Origin of the sequence: Streptomyces sp. E2N166 (genome assembly GCF_003671715.1) — a bacterium.
Classification (GTDB): domain Bacteria; phylum Actinomycetota; class Actinomycetes; order Streptomycetales; family Streptomycetaceae; genus Streptomyces; species Streptomyces thinghirensis.
Genome location: NZ_RAIF01000025.1, coordinates 431250 through 448050 on the forward strand (window position 1 = coordinate 431250; position 16801 = coordinate 448050).

A 16801-nucleotide genomic window follows, 5' to 3' on the forward strand; every position below is an offset into this window, starting at 1 on the left:
CCAGCCCGCCTCCCCCCAGCAGCAGGAGCCACAATCCCGTGACCACCCTTGCGCTCGGCCCCGAGTGGCTCAGCCCGGACTATCTGATCGAGACCTTCGCTCTGCCGGGCATCCTGCTCATCGTCTTCGCCGAGTCCGGACTCTTCGCGTTCCTGCCCGGCGACTCGCTGCTCTTCACCGCGGGCCTCTTCGTCGCCCAGGGCGAGTACATCAGCCAGCCGCTGTGGCTGGTGTGCACCCTGATCGTGCTGGCCGCCGTCATCGGTGACCAAGTGGGCTACATGATCGGTAAGTTCCTCGGTCCCAAGCTCTTCAACCGTCCCAACTCCAAGCTCTTCAAACAGGAGAACCTGGACAAGGCCCACGAGTTCATGGAGAAGTACGGGCCCAAGGCGATCGTCCTGGCCCGCTTCGTGCCGATCGTGCGCACCTTCGCCCCCATCGTGGCGGGCGCCGGCCGGATGAAGTACCGCACCTTCCTGACGTACAACATCATCGGCGGCGTGGCCTGGGGCTCCGGCGTCACCCTCGCGGGCTACTGGCTCGGCCAGATCGAGTTCATCCGGACCAACGTCGAGCCGATCCTGGTCCTGATCGTCGTGCTCTCCGTCGTGCCGATCGCCATCGAGTACCTCCGTGAACGCGGCAAGAAGAAGCGCGCCGCCGCCGAGCCGCAGCCGTCGCCGGTGCAGCAGCAGTACCAGCAGCCCCAGTACCCGGTCCTGGACGACGCCACGACCCAGCTCCGCAGGGTGGACCCGTACCCGCCCCAGCAGCCGCAGCCCCAGCAGCCGTACCAGCAGCCGCAGCCCCAGCAGCCGTACGCGCAGCAGTACCCGCAGAACTACGGCCGGCAGCCGTACGGCGACCAGCAGGGCGGGGGACAGTCCCCCTACAACCAGGGGTACTGAGGTTCCCCGCCCGTAGGCACCCGGCGCCAGGGGGCGTCGTCTGGGTCTTGCCGGGGCCGCGGGGCCAGTCGCACGGCACCGTCGCCAGAAGCCGGCCCGAGCCGAACGACACCCCCTAGAACCCTCGCGTCCGCTTCGCCGCCCGGCGCCCCGCGGCACTCGCGGCGCCGGGCACCTTCAGGAACAGCCGCGAGATCTCCCCACCGAGGTTCACCCCGATGGCGATGGCCATGGCAAGCGCCACGGCCGTCGACAGGGACACAAGCCCCTTGTCGACCTCGCTCTGCGCGATCGCCAGCAGCCCGAAGTACGTCGCCGAACCGGGCAGCAGCGGCCCGATCGCCGCGGTCGTGTACGGCAGCGCCGACGCGAACCGGTACCGGGACATCAGCTGTCCGAACAGGCCCACCAGCCCCGCCGCGGCGGCCGTGGACGCCACCGGCGAGATGTCGCCGGCGTAGTGCATGGCTCCGTACACGCTCCAGGCGACGCCCCCGTTCAGGGTCACCGCCAGCACGGTGGATCGTTCCTGCTGGAGCAGGATCGCGAAGGCCAGCGACAGCAGCATCGACGCGCCGATCTGGACGAGGGGCTCGTCGCCCGAGCCCAGCGCGGCGTCCGGATTGAGTTCGGCGCCCAGCTGGACGCCGAAGTACAGCACGACCAGCACCCCGGCGACGATGCTCACGAAGAAGTACATGACCTCCAGCAGGCGCGCCGCGGCGGTGATGTAGAAGCCGGTCAGTCCGTCCTGCACCCCCGCGACCAGCGCCCGCCCCGGCAGCAGCGCGAACAGGCCACCGGTGATGACCGCGGACGCCTTCACGTCGACGTGGACCAGCGTGAGCATGATCCCCATCGCGGCGGGCGGCATCGCGGCCACCGCGAACTGGTAGAACTCCGGCAGCCCGCGCCCGGCGCACAGCCAGGCCAGCCGGTCGCCGAGCATCGAGCCCAGCATGGCCGCGAAGAAAACGGTCAGCCCACCGCCGACGAGCACGGATGCCGCGCCCGCGAGCAGTCCGCTCGCGGTGGTCAGCACCCAGGTGGGGTACGGGTGCCGGTTGCGGCGCATCTCCGCGAGGCGCCGGTAGGCCTCCTCGAGGGAGATGTTCGTGTCCGGGTCGCTGAGGTCGTCCACCAGGTGGAAGACGGCCGCGAGCCGCGTGTAGTCGGTGCCCCGGCGGCGGACCGTCCGCGAGGCCGTCACCGGGTCGTCGACCAGGGACGGCTGGTGGGAGATCGACAGCAGGGTGAAGGTGACGTTCGGTTCGCAGCGGTCCAGGCCGTAGGACCGGCAGACGGCGAACATCGCCGCCTCCACGTCCTCGGCGCCCTCACCGCCCGCCAGCAGCAGCTCGCCGATACGCAGCGTCAGGTCGAGCACGCGCGGGACGGCGGGGCCGGTGTCGTCGTCGTGCCGCTGCGCCGTCTCCGGCGCGGGCCGCTCGGCCACCGGCATGCGCAGCATCGCGCGCATCCGGTCCTGCCAGGGGACGTCCGTGAGGTTCACCGCCGGGAAGCCGCTCGCCGGAGTGAACGCGGTCGGCGCGGTCCAGGCGTGGTACGTGCTGGGCGTGGTGAACGCCGATCCCTCGCCCTCCGCGGGCGCGGCCGGGAGCGTGTCCAGTCCCTCCGGCAGCGAGAACTCCGAGGTCGTCTCGGACTCCGTGCCGGCGTTCCGCGGGACGGCCAGTCCCTGCGGGATCTCGAACTCGGACGTCGTCGACGACTCGCCGTCGATCGACGCCGCGACTGAGCCGGGCGGCCGGAAGGCACTGCGGGCCTCGTCCGACTGCGGCTTGCGGTCCTCCGCCTCCGTCACCTGCGCAACGCTCCCTGGTCCGTACACACCCTCCTGCCTGTAGCCCTCAGTATGCGCAGCCAAACGTGAACGGGCCGCACGCGTCATGCGTGCGGCCCGTTACGGGAATGGCCTGATCAGTGATCAGTGGCCGCCCTGGTCCTTGAAGCGCTTGTAGGACCGCTCGATCTCGGCCTCGGCCTCGGTGCGGCCCACCCAGTCGGCGCCCTCGACGGACTTGCCGGGCTCCAGGTCCTTGTAGACCTCGAAGAAGTGCTGGATCTCCAGGCGGTCGAACTCCGACACGTGGTGGATGTCACGCAGGTGCTCCACGCGCGGGTCGGTCGACGGCACGCACAGCAGCTTGTCGTCGCCGCCGGCCTCGTCCGTCATCCGGAACATGCCGATCGCGCGGCAGCGGATGAGGCAGCCCGGGAAGGTCGGCTCGTCCAGGATGACCAGCGCGTCCAGCGGGTCGCCGTCCTCGCCGAGGGTGTTCTCGACGAAGCCGTAGTCGGTCGGGTAGGCGGTCGAGGTGAAGAGGCGGCGGTCCAGGCGGATACGACCGGTCTCGTGGTCCACCTCGTACTTGTTCCGCGAACCCTTCGGGATCTCGATCGTGACGTCGAACTCCACCGGACGCTCCTCCATGATCAGCACATAGTTCTGGTGATTAAGTGTCCCTCACGCAGGTGTGTGATCGCGAAAGGGGCTGGTGATAGTGCCAGAGCTGAGGCCTTGGCGGGCCGCGAGACCGCACGTGGTGCGCGCCGCGGGCGCCGTACGTCCGCACCTGGCACGCGCCGCGCGGGCCGCGAAACCGCGGGTCGCGCGGTTCGCACGGGCCACGACGCCGCAGCTCGCGCGGGTCACGAGGCCGAAGACCTGGCAGTACACCGCCGGTGCCGCCACCGCCGGGCTGGCTCTCGCCGCCGGTGTGGTGACCGCCGCCGGCCCCTGGGACTCCACGGGTCAGCGTACGGCCGAGCGGGACCGGGCCGTCGCCCTGGAGCGCACGGGTGGCGTAGATCACGGCCGCGGATCCGGGGGATCCGGTACGACGTCCGGGGCGCCCCGCCCCGCGCCCAGTGCCGAGTCCGTCCTGGCGGGCCTCGGCGACGGCTCCGGCGGAGTACCGGGCGGGGCCAAGGCGGCGCCGACCGCCAAGGCCCTGGCGGACGTCCTCGGGCCCCTCCTGGACGACCCGGCGCTCGGTACCCGCCGCGGTGCGGCCGTCGTCGACCTCACCACCGGCAAGCGCCTGTACGGCCTCGGCGCCGACGACCCCCTCACCCCCGCCTCCACCACCAAGATCGCCACCGCCGTCGCGGCCCTCACCGCCCTCGGCCCCGACCACCGCCTCACCACCCGCACCGCCCTGGAGTCCGACACCGGCGAACTCGTCCTGGTCGGCGGCGGCGATCCCACCCTCACCGCGCGCAAGGACGCCCGGGGCCTCGCGAGCCTGCGCACGCTGGCGGAAAAGACCGCCGCAGCCCTGAAGAAGCGGGACGTGCGCAAGGTGACGCTGTCGTACGACACGACGCTCTACGCCGGCACGGAAACGCACCCGATCGGGGTCAACGAGAACCTCGCCCGCGTCACCGCCCTGATGGCCGACGAGGCGCGCACGGACGACTCCACCAGCGGCCCCGCCCCGCGCGTGCCCGACCCGGCCGCCGACGCCGCCCGCGCCTTCGCCGGCTTCCTGAAGCGGCAGGGCATCAGCGTGTCCCCACCCGGACCCTCCAAGGCGACCGACCGCGCGGACACCCTCGCCACCGTCTCCTCGCCCCCGCTGGCGTCCCTGGTCGAGCGGATGCTGACCAACAGCGACAACGACATCGCCGAGGCCCTGGCCCGCCACACGGCCCTGGCGACCGGCGAGGCCGCCGGCTTCGACGGCGTCTCCGCGGCCCTTCCGGCCCGTCTGAAGCAGCTGGGCCTGCCCGTGCGCGGCGCTCGCTTCCACGACGGCAGCGGCCTGGACCGCACCGACCGGATCACCGCCGGCCTGCTCACCGCCCTGCTGGCGAAGGCCGCCGACCCGGACCGGCCCGAACTCCGCCCCGTCCTCACCGGCCTCCCCGTCGCCGGCTTCACCGGCACGCTGACCAGCCGCTACGCGGACGGCGCGGCCGGCCTGGTCCGCGCCAAGACCGGCACCCTGACGGGCGTCAACACCCTCGCCGGCACCATGGTCACCGAAGAGGGCCGCCTCCTGGGGTTCGCCTTCCTCGCCTCCGAAACGACGGACGCGTGGTCGGCCCAGAGTGCCCTGGACCGCTTGGCGACGGCCTTGGCATCCGGGTCCGCCTAGCTGCGGGCGGTCGCGCGCCGCCGCCGCTGCGGGCAGCCGTGCCGCACCGCCGTGCCCACAACGCCGGGTGCGCTTCCAACGGACTCCGGCCCTTGCCGACCCCACCGCCCACCCCGGCGCCCCGCACAGCCTGCCCCCAGCGGCAGCGCTCACGTACCGTTGACGCATGACGAGCATCGGCGCATCTTCCGGCATGGTCGACTGGAACCTCGCGGTGGCGACCGCGACCCGGCTCGTACGGCCGGGTCCCGAGGTGAGCCGCGACGAGGCCAGGGCCGTCGTCGCGGAACTTCGCCGCCATGCCAAAGCCTCGGAGGAACACGTCCGGGGCTTCACTCGTATGGCCACCGAGGAGGCCCACGACACCCCCGTCCTGGTCGTCGACCGCCCCGGCTGGGTCCGGGCGAACGTCGCCGGGTTCCGGGAGATCCTCAAGCCCCTGCTGGAGAAGATGCAGGAGCGGCGCGGCGACGGCGCGGGCAACGCGGTCCTCGGCGCCGTCGGCGGCAAGGTCACCGGCGTGGAGCTGGGCATGCTGCTGTCGTTCCTGTCCTCACGCGTCCTCGGCCAGTACGAGACCTTCGCCCCGGCCACCCGCGAACTCCCCGCCGGTGCGAACGGCGGCGGCCGGCTGCTGCTCGTCGCGCCGAACATCGTGCACGTGGAGCGCGAACTCGACGTCGAGCCCCACGACTTCCGACTGTGGGTCTGCCTGCACGAGGAGACGCACCGCACGCAGTTCACCGCGGTGCCCTGGCTGCGCGACCACCTGGAGGGCGAAATCCAGTCGTTCCTCGCGGAGACCGACGTCGACCCCATGACCGTGCTGGAGCGGGTCCGCGAGGCCGCCCAGACGCTCGCCGGGGGCCGTCCCGAGGCCGAGGAGGACGACGGCGGCCGGTCGCTGGTGGAGCTGGTGCAGACCCCGGCCCAGCGGGAGGTCCTCGGCCGGCTCACCGCCGTGATGTCCCTGCTGGAGGGGCACGCCGACTTCGTGATGGACGGCGTCGGCCCGGCGGTCGTGCCGAGCGTCGGGGAGATCCGCGAGAAGTTCCAGCAGCGCCGCGCCAAGGGCGCCTCCCGCCTCGACCTGGCGCTGCGCAAGCTGCTCGGCCTGGACGCCAAGCTCCGCCAGTACCGGGACGGCGAACGCTTCGTGCGGGCCGTCGTCGACGAGTGCGGCATGGACGGTTTCAACCGTGTCTGGACCTCGCCCAACACCCTCCCCACCAAGTCGGAGATCGCCAAACCGGCGGACTGGATCGCGCGGGTGCACCGCAAGCCGGAGTCGTGAGCCCCGCGGACGGGGCGTGAAACGAATCCGGCCGACGGCAGTCGAACGCCCCTCCAATCACCCGTCCGAGGGACCGTGAGCCCTCGACAGGCGTGCGATGCTCGGGGAACGGCCCGTTTCTGTCACCATCTACACACTCTGAGTGACCGAATCTCGGGCTCACCCCCCGACAACTTCATGAAGGGCACCGGACATGGGTCCCCATCCTGCGGTCGCGGCGATACGCCTGGCGGTCCGCCGCGTCCTCCACGACATCCTCACCGAACTGAAAACCACGGCCGGCGTTCCCGCCGCGACGGCCGCCGACCGCGTGCCGGACCGCGAGGCCGGCCTCCCGGCGGCGCCGCTCGTGCTCGTGGCCTGCTCCGGCGGCGCCGACTCCATGGCACTCGCCTCCGCCCTCGCCTTCGAGGCCCCCCGGCTCGGCATCCGCGCCGGCGGCGTCACCGTCGACCACGGCCTGCAGAACGGCTCGGACCTGCGCGCCGAAGAGGTCGTCCTGCGCCTGCGCGAACTCGGCCTGGACCCCGTCGAGGCCACCGCCGTGACCGTCGGCCGCGAGGGCGGGCCCGAAGCCGCCGCCCGCGACGCCCGCTACGCCGCCCTGGACGCCGCCGCCGCCCGCCACGGCGCGGCCGCCGTCCTGCTCGGCCACACCCGCGACGACCAGGCCGAGACCGTCCTGCTGGGCCTCGCCCGCGGCTCCGGCATCCGCTCCCTGTCGGGCATGGCCGCGGTCTCGGGGGCCGGCGGCCGTTACCGCCGCCCCTTCCTCCAGGTCGACCGGCAGACCGCCCGCAAGGCCTGCATGGTCCAGTCCCTGCCCGTCTGGGACGACCCGCACAACGCCGACCCGGCGTACACCCGATCCCGGCTGCGCCACGAGGGCCTGCCCGCCCTGGAGAAGGCGCTCGGCAAGGGCGTCGTCGAGGCCCTCGCCCGTACGGCGCAACTCTCCCGGGACGACGCCGACGCCCTCGACACCTGGGCCCGCCAGGCCGAGGCCGGCGTCCGCGACGCGCGGGGCATGCTGGAGTGCGCCAAGCTCTACGCCCTCCCGCCCGCCGTACGCCGCCGGATCCTGCGCCGCGCCGCCATCGAGGCCGGTGCCCCCGCCGGCGCGCTGTTCGCCCGCCACCTCGAGGAAATCGACCGGCTGATCACCGGCTGGCGCGGTCAGGGGGCCATCAACCTCCCCGGCAAAGTCGTCGCCCGGCGGCAGGGTGGCAGACTGGTGATTCGGCAAGGCTGAATCCGGACCCTCCCACCGATCCGCGTACGGATCGCCGGGGTGCTCCGGAGTGGCCGGTGGGACGACCGAAAGTGATGCGGGTGGACGCGAACGACATGGGTGCCGACCTCGAGAAGGTACTCATCACCAAGGAAGAGATCGACGCGAAGCTGGCCGAGCTGGCCGCGAAGATCGACGCGGAGTACGCGGGCAAGGACCTGCTCATCGTCGGTGTCCTCAAGGGCGCCGTGATGGTCATGGCGGACCTCGCCCGGTCGTTGTCCACCCCTGTCACGATGGACTGGATGGCGGTGTCCTCGTACGGCGCGGGCACCCAGTCCTCCGGCGTGGTGCGGATCCTCAAGGACCTCGACACCGACATCAAGGGCAGGCACGTCCTGATCGTCGAGGACATCATCGACTCCGGCCTGACCCTGTCCTGGCTGATCTCCAACCTCGGCTCGCGCGAGCCCGCCTCCCTCAAGGTGTGCACGCTGCTGCGCAAGCCGGACGCCGCGAAGGTCGCCATCGACGTGGAGTGGGTCGGTTTCGACATCCCCAACGAGTTCGTCGTCGGCTACGGCCTCGACTACGCCGAGAAGTACCGCAACCTCCCGTTCGTCGGTACGCTCGCGCCCCACGTCTACGGCGGCTGACACGGCCTCGTAGCGGGCTCCACGGCGTTTCGGGGGGTTACCGGGAACCCCGGAGGCCTCCCCGCCGTTGGAGCATGCAGACGGGAAGCCAGCGGTCCCGTGCGGCTGAGGGCCGCCGGGCTGGGGTACCGTCAGAAGAACTGTCTTATCAAACTCACTATGGCAGGAGGGACGGGGCGGCACCGCTCCGTGTGGATGGACGTGAAGCGATACTTCCGTGGGCCAATCATGTGGATCGTGCTGGCCGTCCTTGCCGTGGTCGTGTTGATGCAGGTCGTCGGCTCGTCCGGCGGCTACAAGACGGTGGACACTGGCCAGGTCGTCCAGGCGATCAACGACAACAGGGTCGAGTCGGCCAAGCTGACCACCGGCGACGAGCAGAACATCAAGGTTCAGCTCAAGGACGGCGAAAAGGTCGAGGGCAGCTCGAAGATCCAGGCGAGCTACATCGGCGACCAGGGCGTGACCCTCGCCAGCACGCTGCAGAACAAGTACCAGGACAAGCAGATCCCCGACGGCTACACGGTGTCGCCGTCGAAGCAGAACCCGTTCGTCGGGCTCCTGATCACCCTGCTTCCGTTCGTCCTCATCGTGGTCATCTTCCTGTTCCTGATGAACCAGATGCAGGGCGGCGGCTCCCGCGTCATGAACTTCGGCAAGTCCAAGGCGAAGCTCATCACCAAGGACACCCCGAAGACGACGTTCTCGGACGTCGCCGGCTCGGACGAGGCCGTCGAGGAACTCCACGAGATCAAGGAGTTCCTGCAGGAGCCGGCCAAGTTCCAGGCCGTCGGTGCCAAGATCCCCAAGGGCGTACTGCTGTACGGCCCGCCCGGCACCGGAAAGACCCTGCTCGCGCGTGCCGTCGCGGGCGAGGCGGGCGTGCCGTTCTACTCGATCTCCGGTTCCGACTTCGTCGAGATGTTCGTCGGTGTCGGTGCCTCCCGGGTCCGTGACCTGTTCGAGCAGGCCAAGGCGAACGCACCCGCCATCGTCTTCGTCGACGAGATCGACGCGGTCGGCCGCCACCGCGGCGCCGGCCTCGGCGGCGGTCACGACGAGCGTGAGCAGACCCTGAACCAGCTGCTCGTCGAGATGGACGGCTTCGACGTCAAGGGCGGTGTGATCCTCATCGCCGCGACGAACCGTCCGGACATCCTCGACCCGGCGCTGCTGCGCCCCGGCCGCTTCGACCGGCAGATCGCCGTCGACCGTCCGGACATGCAGGGCCGTCTGGAGATCCTCAAGGTTCACCAGAAGGGCAAGCCGGTCGCTCCCGACGTCGACCTGTCGGCCGTCGCCCGCCGTACGCCCGGCATGACCGGTGCCGATCTGGCCAACGTCCTGAACGAGGCCGCCCTGCTGACGGCCCGCAGCGACCAGAAGCTGATCGACAACCACATGCTGGACGAGGCGATCGACCGTGTGGTCGCGGGCCCGCAGAAGCGGACCCGGATCATGTCGGACAAGGAGAAGAAGATCACCGCGTACCACGAGGGCGGACACGCCCTGGTCGCGGCGGCCTCACCGAACTCCGATCCGGTCCACAAGATCACGATCCTGTCGAGAGGCCGGGCCCTCGGTTACACGATGGTGCTCCCGGACGAGGACAGGTACTCGACCACACGCAACGAGATGCTCGACCAGCTCGCCTACATGCTGGGCGGCCGCGCGGCCGAGGAACTGGTCTTCCACGACCCGACCACGGGTGCCGCCAACGACATCGAGAAGGCCACCAGCGTGGCCCGTGCGATGGTCACCCAGTACGGCATGACCGAGCGCCTGGGCGCGATCAAGTTCGGTGGCGACAACAGCGAGCCGTTCCTGGGGCGCGAGATGGCTCACCAGCGCGACTACTCGGAAGAGGTCGCCGCGCTGGTCGACGAAGAGGTCAAGAAGCTCATCGAGACGGCGCACAACGAGGCCTGGGAGATCCTGGTCGAGAACCGCGACGTCCTCGACAACCTCGTCCTCGCCCTGCTGGAGAAGGAGACGCTCGGCAAGGAGGAGATCGCCGAGGTCTTCGCCCAGATCGTCAAGCGCCCGGCCCGGCCCGCCTGGACCGGCTCCTCCCGCCGCACGCCCTCGACCCGTCCGCCGGTGCTCTCCCCGAAGGAGCTCGCCCTGACGAACGGAGCGAACGGCGCGCCGGCGGCGATCTCCACCGCCAAGAGCACCACGCCGGAGCCGGCCCCGGCCCCTGCTCCGGAACGAGCCCCGGAGGAACGCCCGGAGAGCTGACCCAGCCACTCCCGGCGGCCCCACCAGGCCCGGAATGTATGCCGCGCCCCCCAGGTTCTAGCCTTGGGGAGCGCGGCATTTCCGTATGCCGACCGCAGGACAGGAACGAGGCACCACATGACCGACCCCGTGACGCTGGACGGCGAGGGCCAGATCGGCGAGTTCGACGAGAAGCGGGCCGAGAACGCCGTACGCGAACTGCTGATCGCGGTCGGCGAGGACCCGGACCGCGAGGGTCTCAGGGAGACGCCGGCGCGCGTGGCGCGGGCGTACAAGGAAATCTTCGCGGGGCTGTGGCAGGAGCCCCGGGACGTGCTGACGACGACGTTCGACCTCGGGCACGACGAGATGGTCCTGGTGAAGGACATCGAGGTGTTCTCGACCTGCGAGCATCACCTGGTGCCGTTCCGCGGCGTGGCGCACGTCGGCTACATCCCGTCCACCAACGGCAAGATCACCGGTCTGTCCAAGCTGGCGCGTCTCGTGGATGTCTACGCCCGCCGCCCGCAGGTGCAGGAACGTCTCACCACGCAGATCGCGGACTCCCTGATGGAGATCCTGGAGCCGCGCGGTGTGATCGTCGTCGTGGAGTGCGAGCACATGTGCATGTCGATGCGCGGCATTCGCAAGCCGGGCGCGAAGACCCTGACGTCGGCGGTGCGCGGACAGCTGCGCGACGTCGCCACGCGCAACGAGGCGATGAGTCTGATAATGGCGCGCTGACGCCCGTCGGCGCGGAGGCGGGTCAGGCCGCCGTGGCCGTGCCCGGGTGGTCGTCGTCCTCGTCCTCCGGGAGCTTGCAGACGCGCTCCAGGAAGATCGCGGCCGCTATCACGCCGATGCCCGCCACGACCGAGAAGCCGGCGTAGACGGCCTGGTCGCGGCGGGCCGGGATGTCGAGGTACTCCAGCAGGAAGGCGCCCATGCCGCCGTACATACCGGCGACGAGGGCGGCCACCAGGGCGCTGGCCTGACCGAAGACGACCGCACGGGCCGCCATCATCGGGTCGACGCCCTTGGCGTCCGGGACACGGTCCCGCTGGGCCTTCAGACGGGCGCGGAGCGACAGGGCCGTCGCCAGCAGGATCACTGCGATCAGCGCGAGCACGACGGGGGCGGCCAGGGGGACGCTCGGGAGAGTCCCGATCGAGTTCCACAGACGGGCGCCCGCCCAGGACAGGATCCCGGCCACGACGAACACGCCGGCCAGCACCCTGATGCGCAACTCTTTCACGGTGTCCCGGTGTCCCTTCGGTTCCCCTGCGTGGCTGTCCGACCCTGTCGACCTTAACGACTACTCGGGCAGCCGGAGTTCCAGGTCGGCGCGGGGCGCGATGCCGTCCCTGGTGACGGAGTCCAGTAGGTCGGCGACCGGGCCGTGCCCCGGCAGCTGGGCCGCGGGGTCCACGTCGTGCCAGGGGGCGAGCACGAAGGCGCGTTCGTGGGCGCGCGGGTGGGGCAGGGTCAGGTGCGGGTCGTCGGAGACGACCTCGGCGTAGGCGACGATGTCGACGTCCAGGGTGCGCGGGCCCCAGTGCTCGTCGCGGACGCGGTGGAAGGCCTCCTCCACGGCGTGCGCCCGCTCCAGCAGGGAGGACGGGGGCAGGGTGGTCTTGAGGATCACGACCGCGTTGAAGTACGACGGCTGGCTGTCGGGGTCGACGCCCCACGGCTCCGTCTCGTACACCGGCGAGACCCCCTTGACCCGCACGCCCGGGGTGTCCTCCAGGGCGTCGATGGCGCCCTGGAGGGTCTCCAGGCGGTTGCCGAGGTTGGCGCCGAGGGCGAGCACCGCGCGCTTGGGGTTGGACAGCGTGATGTCGGCGGCGTCCACCTGCTCGATGACGGAGGCGGGCACCGGCTGTACGGTCGGGTCGCTGTGACCCTTGGTGAAGGGGGCGCTCATACACGGCTCCGGATGATGGTGACGGTCACGTCGTCGAAGGGGACGGTGATCGGAGCGTCCGGCTTGTGGACGCAGACCTCGACCTCCTCGACCCCTTCGTGTTTCAGGCAGACCTGGGCGATGCGCTCGGCGAGCGTCTCGACCAGGTTGACGGGCTCGCCCTCGACCACGGCCACGACCTCCTCGGCCACGATGCCGTAGTGCACGGTCTTCGCCAGGTCGTCGTCGGCCGCGGCCGGTCGGGTGTCCAGGCCAAGGACGATGTCCACGAGGAAGGTCTGGCCGTCCTCGCGCTCCTTGGGGAACACACCGTGGTGCCCGCGGGCCTTGAGGCCGCGCAGCGCGACACGATCCACGCGAATCACTCCTGCAGTCGTCGGTCTCGGCCGGTGCGCACCGCGTGCGGGCGGTACGCCGACCTCAGTCGAATCTACCCGCGGGCACCGACAGCGCCGGGCCACGGGGGTGTGGGGCCGGGTGGAGGCCAGGAGGTTTCACCGTGCGTTTGCCCTGGCGGTCCCGGTGGATCACGGGTTGGTAGCCGCCCATACCCGCCGGTCCGTGATTCCAACCACTTCTTGGTTCCCCCGGGTCAGGAAGGTGTCTCCTCGCCCTCCTCGTCCGCCGTCTCGGCCATCACGGGGGAGGCGTGGTGCGACCAGAGTTTCCAGCCGGAGGGCGTGCGCCGGAACGCGTTGGTGGCGACCACGAGCTGGCCCACGAGCGGGCCGAGCTCGTCGCCGCCCTCGGGAGCGGGGCCGCCGCTGAGGATGTTCTCGGTGCACGTCACCAGAGCGGTGTCGCCGGTCACGGAGACGTGCACGTCGGTGAGGAAGAACTGGATGTAGTCGGTGTTCGCCATGATCAGCGCGTAGGAGCGCAGCACCTCGCCGCGGCCGGTGAGCACCGGCCAGCCGGGGTGCACGCAGGAGACCACGCCTGCGTCGGCCGGGTCGTGGTACGACTCGTCGATGCCCAGGTCGGACGGGGTGAGCCAGAACTCGGACACCTTCTCGAAGTCGCCCTGCTCCAGCGCCTCGTAGAAGGCGGTGTTGGCGGCCTCGACCTGCTCCACGTCGATGTGCGGCGCGTTCACCGGACTCCTTCCGGGCCTCTGCCCGCCGTCCGGGCCCCTTCGACGGCGCGCGCGACCCGTACGGCGTCGGCGGTGGCGCGTACCTCGTGCACGCGTACGGCCCACGCGCCGGCGTGCGCCGCGAGCGCGGAGACGGCGGCGGTGGCCGCGTCGCGCTCGCGTGCGGGCGGCGGGGAGGCCCCCGGTCCGGCGAGGACCCGGCCGAGGAACCGCTTGCGGGAGGCGGCGACGAGCAGCGGGTGGCCGAGGCTGTGAAGGCGGTCGAGGTGGGCCAGCAGCACCAGGTCGTGCTCGGCGTCCTTGGAGAAGCCGAGCCCCGGGTCGACGACGACGCGGTCGGGCGAGACGCCGCCCTCGACGACCGCCGCCACGCGCGCGTGCAGCTCGTCCACGACCTCGGCGACGACGTCCTCGTAGGTGCCCCTGACGTTGCCGCCCTCAAGGAGGCCGCGCCAGTGCATGACGACGAAGGGGGCGTCGGCGTCGGCGACGACCGGGATCATCCGGGGATCGGCGAGGCCGCCGCTGACGTCGTTGACGAGGGCGGCGCCCGCGGCGAGGGCCTGCTCGGCGACCGAGGCGCGCATCGTGTCGACGGAGATCGCGACGCCCTCGGAGGCCAGGCCGCGCACGACCGGGACCACGCGCCTGAGCTCCTCGTCCTCGTCGACGCGGGTCGCGCCGGGACGGGTGGACTCGCCGCCGACGTCCACCAGGTCGGCACCCTCGGCGACCAGGTCGAGGCCGTGCTTGATGGCGGCCGTGGTGTCGAAGAAGCGGCCGCCGTCGGAGAAGGAGTCGGGGGTGACGTTGACGACCCCCATGACCGCGCAGCGGTCCCATGCGGTCAGTCCCGCCGGGTGGCGGCGGCCGGTCTGCTTGCTCATGTGTTCAGCGTAGGCCCGCAGGAGGCGGCCTTCCCGCGCGGCCCGGCGCTGCGGGGCGGGGAGCCGCTTCGCACAGGCGGATCTCTCACGCCGCCCGGGCGTCCTGCTCCACCACGCGGTGGGTGCACGGGCGGCGCGCGGTGGTGCGGCGGCGCAGGAAGCGGGGCAGGGGCGGGGCGAGGGTGACGAAGCCCTCGGCCTGCATGGCGGCGAAGCCGATGCGGGGGAGGTCGGCGGAGGCGCGGTACACCACGAAGCGGGGTTCCCACCGGGGGCGGAACTTGGCGTTGAACTTGTACAGGGACTCGATCTGGAACCACCGGGAGAGGAACACGAGCAGTCCGCGCCAGGCCCGCAGCACCGGCCCCGCGCCGATCTTCTCGCCCCGGGCGAGCGCCGCGCGGAACATGGCGAAGTTCAGCGAGACCCGCGCGATCCCGAGCTTCGGCGCGGCCTGGAGCGCGGCCACGATCAGCAGCTCGTTCATGCCGGGGTCGGCCGAGCGGTCGCGGCGCATCAGGTCGAGCGACACCCCGTCGGTGCCCCACGGCACGAAGTGCAGGATCGCCTTCAGGTCGCCGTACTCGCCGGGCTCGGCCTCCTGCTTGTGCGCGGTGGCTATCAGGCAGTCCCCGTCGGAGGGGTCGCCGACGCGGCCCAGCGCCATGGAGAAGCCCCGCTCGGTGTCGGTGCCGCGCCAGCCGTCGGCGGCGCGGCGGACGCGGTCCAGTTCGGCGTCGCCGAGGTCAGCCACGCGCCGTACCCGGGTCTCGTAACCGGCGCGCTCGATGCGCTTGACCATCTGGCGCACGTTGCGCATCGCGCGGCCGGCCAGGGAGAAATCCGCGACGTCCACCACCGCCTCGTCGCCCAGTTCGAGGGCGTCGAGCCCGGTCTCGCGGGTCCACACCTCGCCGCCGGTCTCGGAGCAGCCCATGACGGCGGGCGTCCAGGAATGGGCGCGGGCCTCGTCCATGAAGCGTTCGATGGCGCCGGGCCAGGCCTCGACGTCGCCGATCGGGTCGCCGCTGGCCAGCATCACGCCGGAGACGACGCGGTACGTCACCGCCGCCTTGCCGCTGGGGGAGAAGACGACGGCCTTGTCCCGGCGCAGCGCGAAGTGGCCCAGGGAGTCGCGGCCGCCGTGCCTGGCCAGCAGGGCGCGCAGGCGGGTCTCGTCGTCCTCGGTGAGGCGGGCGGCGGGGTGTTCGGGGCGGAAGGCCAGGTAGATGGTGGTGATGGCGGTGAGCAGGCCGAGGGCGCCGAGGGAGAACGCGACCGTCCAGGAGGTGTTGCCCCGGTAGCCGACCGGGCCCTCGACGCCGAACAGGCCGTACAGCACGTGGGTGAGGCGGTCGGCCAGGCTCGGGTCGCCGACCATGCGGTGCGGGTGGGCGTTGACGACGACGAGGCCGAGGACGAGGGAACCGGCCCCCATGAGCACGAAGTTGGCGAGCGCCCGCCACCGGCTGCGCGGGTCGGGCAGCGCCGCGAACTGGTCCCGGTGCCGCAGCAGGGGCAGGAGCAGGGCGAGGGAGATCAGCACCCCGGCGAGGGAGTGCCGGTAGGTGAACTGCGCGACGGCGCCGAGCGGGAGCAGGGCCACGGCCGCCCGCCACGCCCGGCGTTTACGGCGCTTGAGTCCGTGGGCGAGCAGCAGCAACAGCACCCCGGCGCTGAGCGAGAGTGCCGCCGCGAACGGGCCGAACGCTCCGGGCAGTACCTCGGCGAGGGCGTGCATACGGCTGTGCCGGAACCGCGGGAAGACGCCGGCGGCGATGTCCAGCAGGCCCACGAGCGCGCAGGCGCGGCCGACGAGGAGGGGCACGGTCTCCGGGCGAGGGCCGCGCAGCACCCGGCGTACGCTCGTGGGCTTCGTCGGAACCCCACCCGACATTTCCTCATCTGTCCTGACAGACATCGCACCCGTAGTTCTGCGAGAGACCGTGGATCCGGGCCCGTTTCGGGCATCCGGCGACATTGCGCCCTCTAGGACGGTGTCCTGGCGGGAGAGGTTCACTCCCGGCTTCGGAATCCCCGGAGGGTGCGCGGGGGTGGTGGTCCGGGCGGACGGCCCGAACGGACGCATGGAAAGCGCAGGCAGGTAGCAACGCATGGGTCTCACAAGCAACAAGGTGCTGGCGCTGGCGGTCCTGTCCGGCGTGCTGCTGTTCGCCGGCACGGTGTGGCTGTGGCCGCGGCTGGCCCGGCGTACCTGGCGGGCCGTCCTCGGGCGGGTGGGGCTGCTGTTCGCCACCCAGCTGGCGGTCTTCGCCGCGGTGGGGCTGGTGGCCAACCAGTCCTTCGGGTTCTACGGCAGCTGGGCCGACCTGTTCGGCCGGGAGGACGGCCAGGGCGTGGTCGTCGACCACTCGGCCGACGAGGCCGGTGCTCCGCTCCGGGTCGTCGGCGACCGGCGGGCCGGCCGGGTGGGCGGGGCGCGGCCGGAGGTCGG

At 71.6% G+C, this 16801-nt stretch carries 15 protein-coding genes and 1 pseudogene; 8 read left to right on the top strand and 8 right to left on the bottom strand.

Annotated elements, in window-relative coordinates; genetic code table 11:
• The first annotated feature begins 38 nt into the window (after positions 1–38).
• The gene (locus EBH09_RS20055; protein ID WP_121748341.1) at positions 39–911 is read left to right on the top strand and encodes a VTT domain-containing protein; all 873 of its coding nucleotides are present in this window, start codon (positions 39–41) and stop codon (positions 909–911) included.
• Between the two features lie 115 nt (positions 912–1026).
• Here EBH09_RS20055 and EBH09_RS20060 read toward each other — a convergent pair whose 3' ends face one another.
• Complete coding sequence (locus tag EBH09_RS20060) at positions 1027–2736, bottom strand: threonine/serine exporter family protein (protein ID WP_193776419.1); 1710 nt, start codon at positions 2734–2736, stop codon at positions 1027–1029.
• Positions 2737–2859: 123 nt separating this feature from the next.
• Complete coding sequence (locus EBH09_RS20065) at positions 2860–3351, bottom strand: inorganic diphosphatase (protein WP_003975424.1); 492 nt, start codon at positions 3349–3351, stop codon at positions 2860–2862.
• Positions 3352–3430: 79 nt separating this feature from the next.
• On the opposite strand from EBH09_RS20065, the gene dacB reads away from it, so the two are divergent.
• The 6 genes from dacB to folE all read left to right on the top strand — a co-directional run bounded on the left by dacB (position 3431) and on the right by folE (position 11180).
• Complete coding sequence (dacB, locus tag EBH09_RS20070; protein WP_238697374.1) at positions 3431–5035, top strand: D-alanyl-D-alanine carboxypeptidase/D-alanyl-D-alanine-endopeptidase; 1605 nt, start codon at positions 3431–3433, stop codon at positions 5033–5035.
• A gap of 166 nt (positions 5036–5201) precedes the next feature.
• Positions 5202–6329, top strand: a complete 1128-nt coding sequence (locus EBH09_RS20075; protein ID WP_121748343.1) for a zinc-dependent metalloprotease — start codon at positions 5202–5204, stop codon at positions 6327–6329.
• 193 nt (positions 6330–6522) lie between these two features.
• Positions 6523–7581 (top strand): tRNA lysidine(34) synthetase TilS, encoded by a 1059-nt coding sequence (gene tilS, locus EBH09_RS20080; RefSeq protein WP_121748344.1) that lies wholly within the window; start codon positions 6523–6525, stop codon positions 7579–7581.
• Positions 7582–7676: 95 nt separating this feature from the next.
• Entirely contained in the window at positions 7677–8216 is a 540-nt protein-coding gene (hpt, locus tag EBH09_RS20085) for a hypoxanthine phosphoribosyltransferase (RefSeq protein WP_238696629.1), read from the top strand.
• A 195-nt stretch (positions 8217–8411) separates the two neighbouring features.
• On the top strand, positions 8412–10457 hold the full coding sequence (gene ftsH / locus EBH09_RS20090; protein ID WP_121748345.1) for an ATP-dependent zinc metalloprotease FtsH: 2046 nt from the start codon (positions 8412–8414) through the stop codon (positions 10455–10457).
• 117 nt (positions 10458–10574) lie between these two features.
• The gene (folE, locus tag EBH09_RS20095; RefSeq protein WP_121748346.1) at positions 10575–11180 is read left to right on the top strand and encodes a GTP cyclohydrolase I FolE; all 606 of its coding nucleotides are present in this window, start codon (positions 10575–10577) and stop codon (positions 11178–11180) included.
• Between the two features lie 22 nt (positions 11181–11202).
• Here the strand turns inward: folE and EBH09_RS20100 are convergent, their stop codons facing one another.
• The 6 genes from EBH09_RS20100 to EBH09_RS20125 form a co-directional block, all read right to left on the bottom strand.
• Positions 11203–11691, bottom strand: coding sequence for a DUF3180 domain-containing protein (locus EBH09_RS20100; protein ID WP_121748347.1), 489 nt, complete (start codon positions 11689–11691; stop codon positions 11203–11205).
• 60 nt (positions 11692–11751) lie between these two features.
• Entirely contained in the window at positions 11752–12363 is a 612-nt protein-coding gene (gene folK / locus EBH09_RS20105) for a 2-amino-4-hydroxy-6-hydroxymethyldihydropteridine diphosphokinase (RefSeq protein WP_121748348.1), read from the bottom strand.
• The gene (gene folB, locus EBH09_RS20110; RefSeq protein ID WP_011028954.1) at positions 12360–12719 is read right to left on the bottom strand and encodes a dihydroneopterin aldolase; all 360 of its coding nucleotides are present in this window, start codon (positions 12717–12719) and stop codon (positions 12360–12362) included. The genes folK and folB overlap by 4 nt, the downstream gene beginning before the upstream one ends.
• 236 nt (positions 12720–12955) lie before the next feature.
• Positions 12956–13459 carry a nuclear transport factor 2 family protein gene (locus EBH09_RS20115; RefSeq protein WP_121748349.1) on the bottom strand — a complete coding sequence of 168 codons (504 nt, stop codon included), beginning with the start codon at positions 13457–13459 and terminating at the stop codon, positions 12956–12958.
• Positions 13456–14346, bottom strand: a complete 891-nt coding sequence (gene folP / locus EBH09_RS20120; protein WP_121748350.1) for a dihydropteroate synthase — start codon at positions 14344–14346, stop codon at positions 13456–13458. The genes EBH09_RS20115 and folP overlap by 4 nt, the downstream gene beginning before the upstream one ends.
• A gap of 85 nt (positions 14347–14431) precedes the next feature.
• The gene (locus tag EBH09_RS20125; RefSeq protein ID WP_121748351.1) at positions 14432–16243 is read right to left on the bottom strand and encodes a phosphatidylglycerol lysyltransferase domain-containing protein; all 1812 of its coding nucleotides are present in this window, start codon (positions 16241–16243) and stop codon (positions 14432–14434) included.
• A 217-nt stretch (positions 16244–16460) separates the two neighbouring features.
• On the opposite strand from EBH09_RS20125, the pseudogene EBH09_RS20130 reads away from it, so the two are divergent.
• Positions 16461–16801: pseudogene (locus EBH09_RS20130) on the top strand (esterase); the annotation flags it as partial.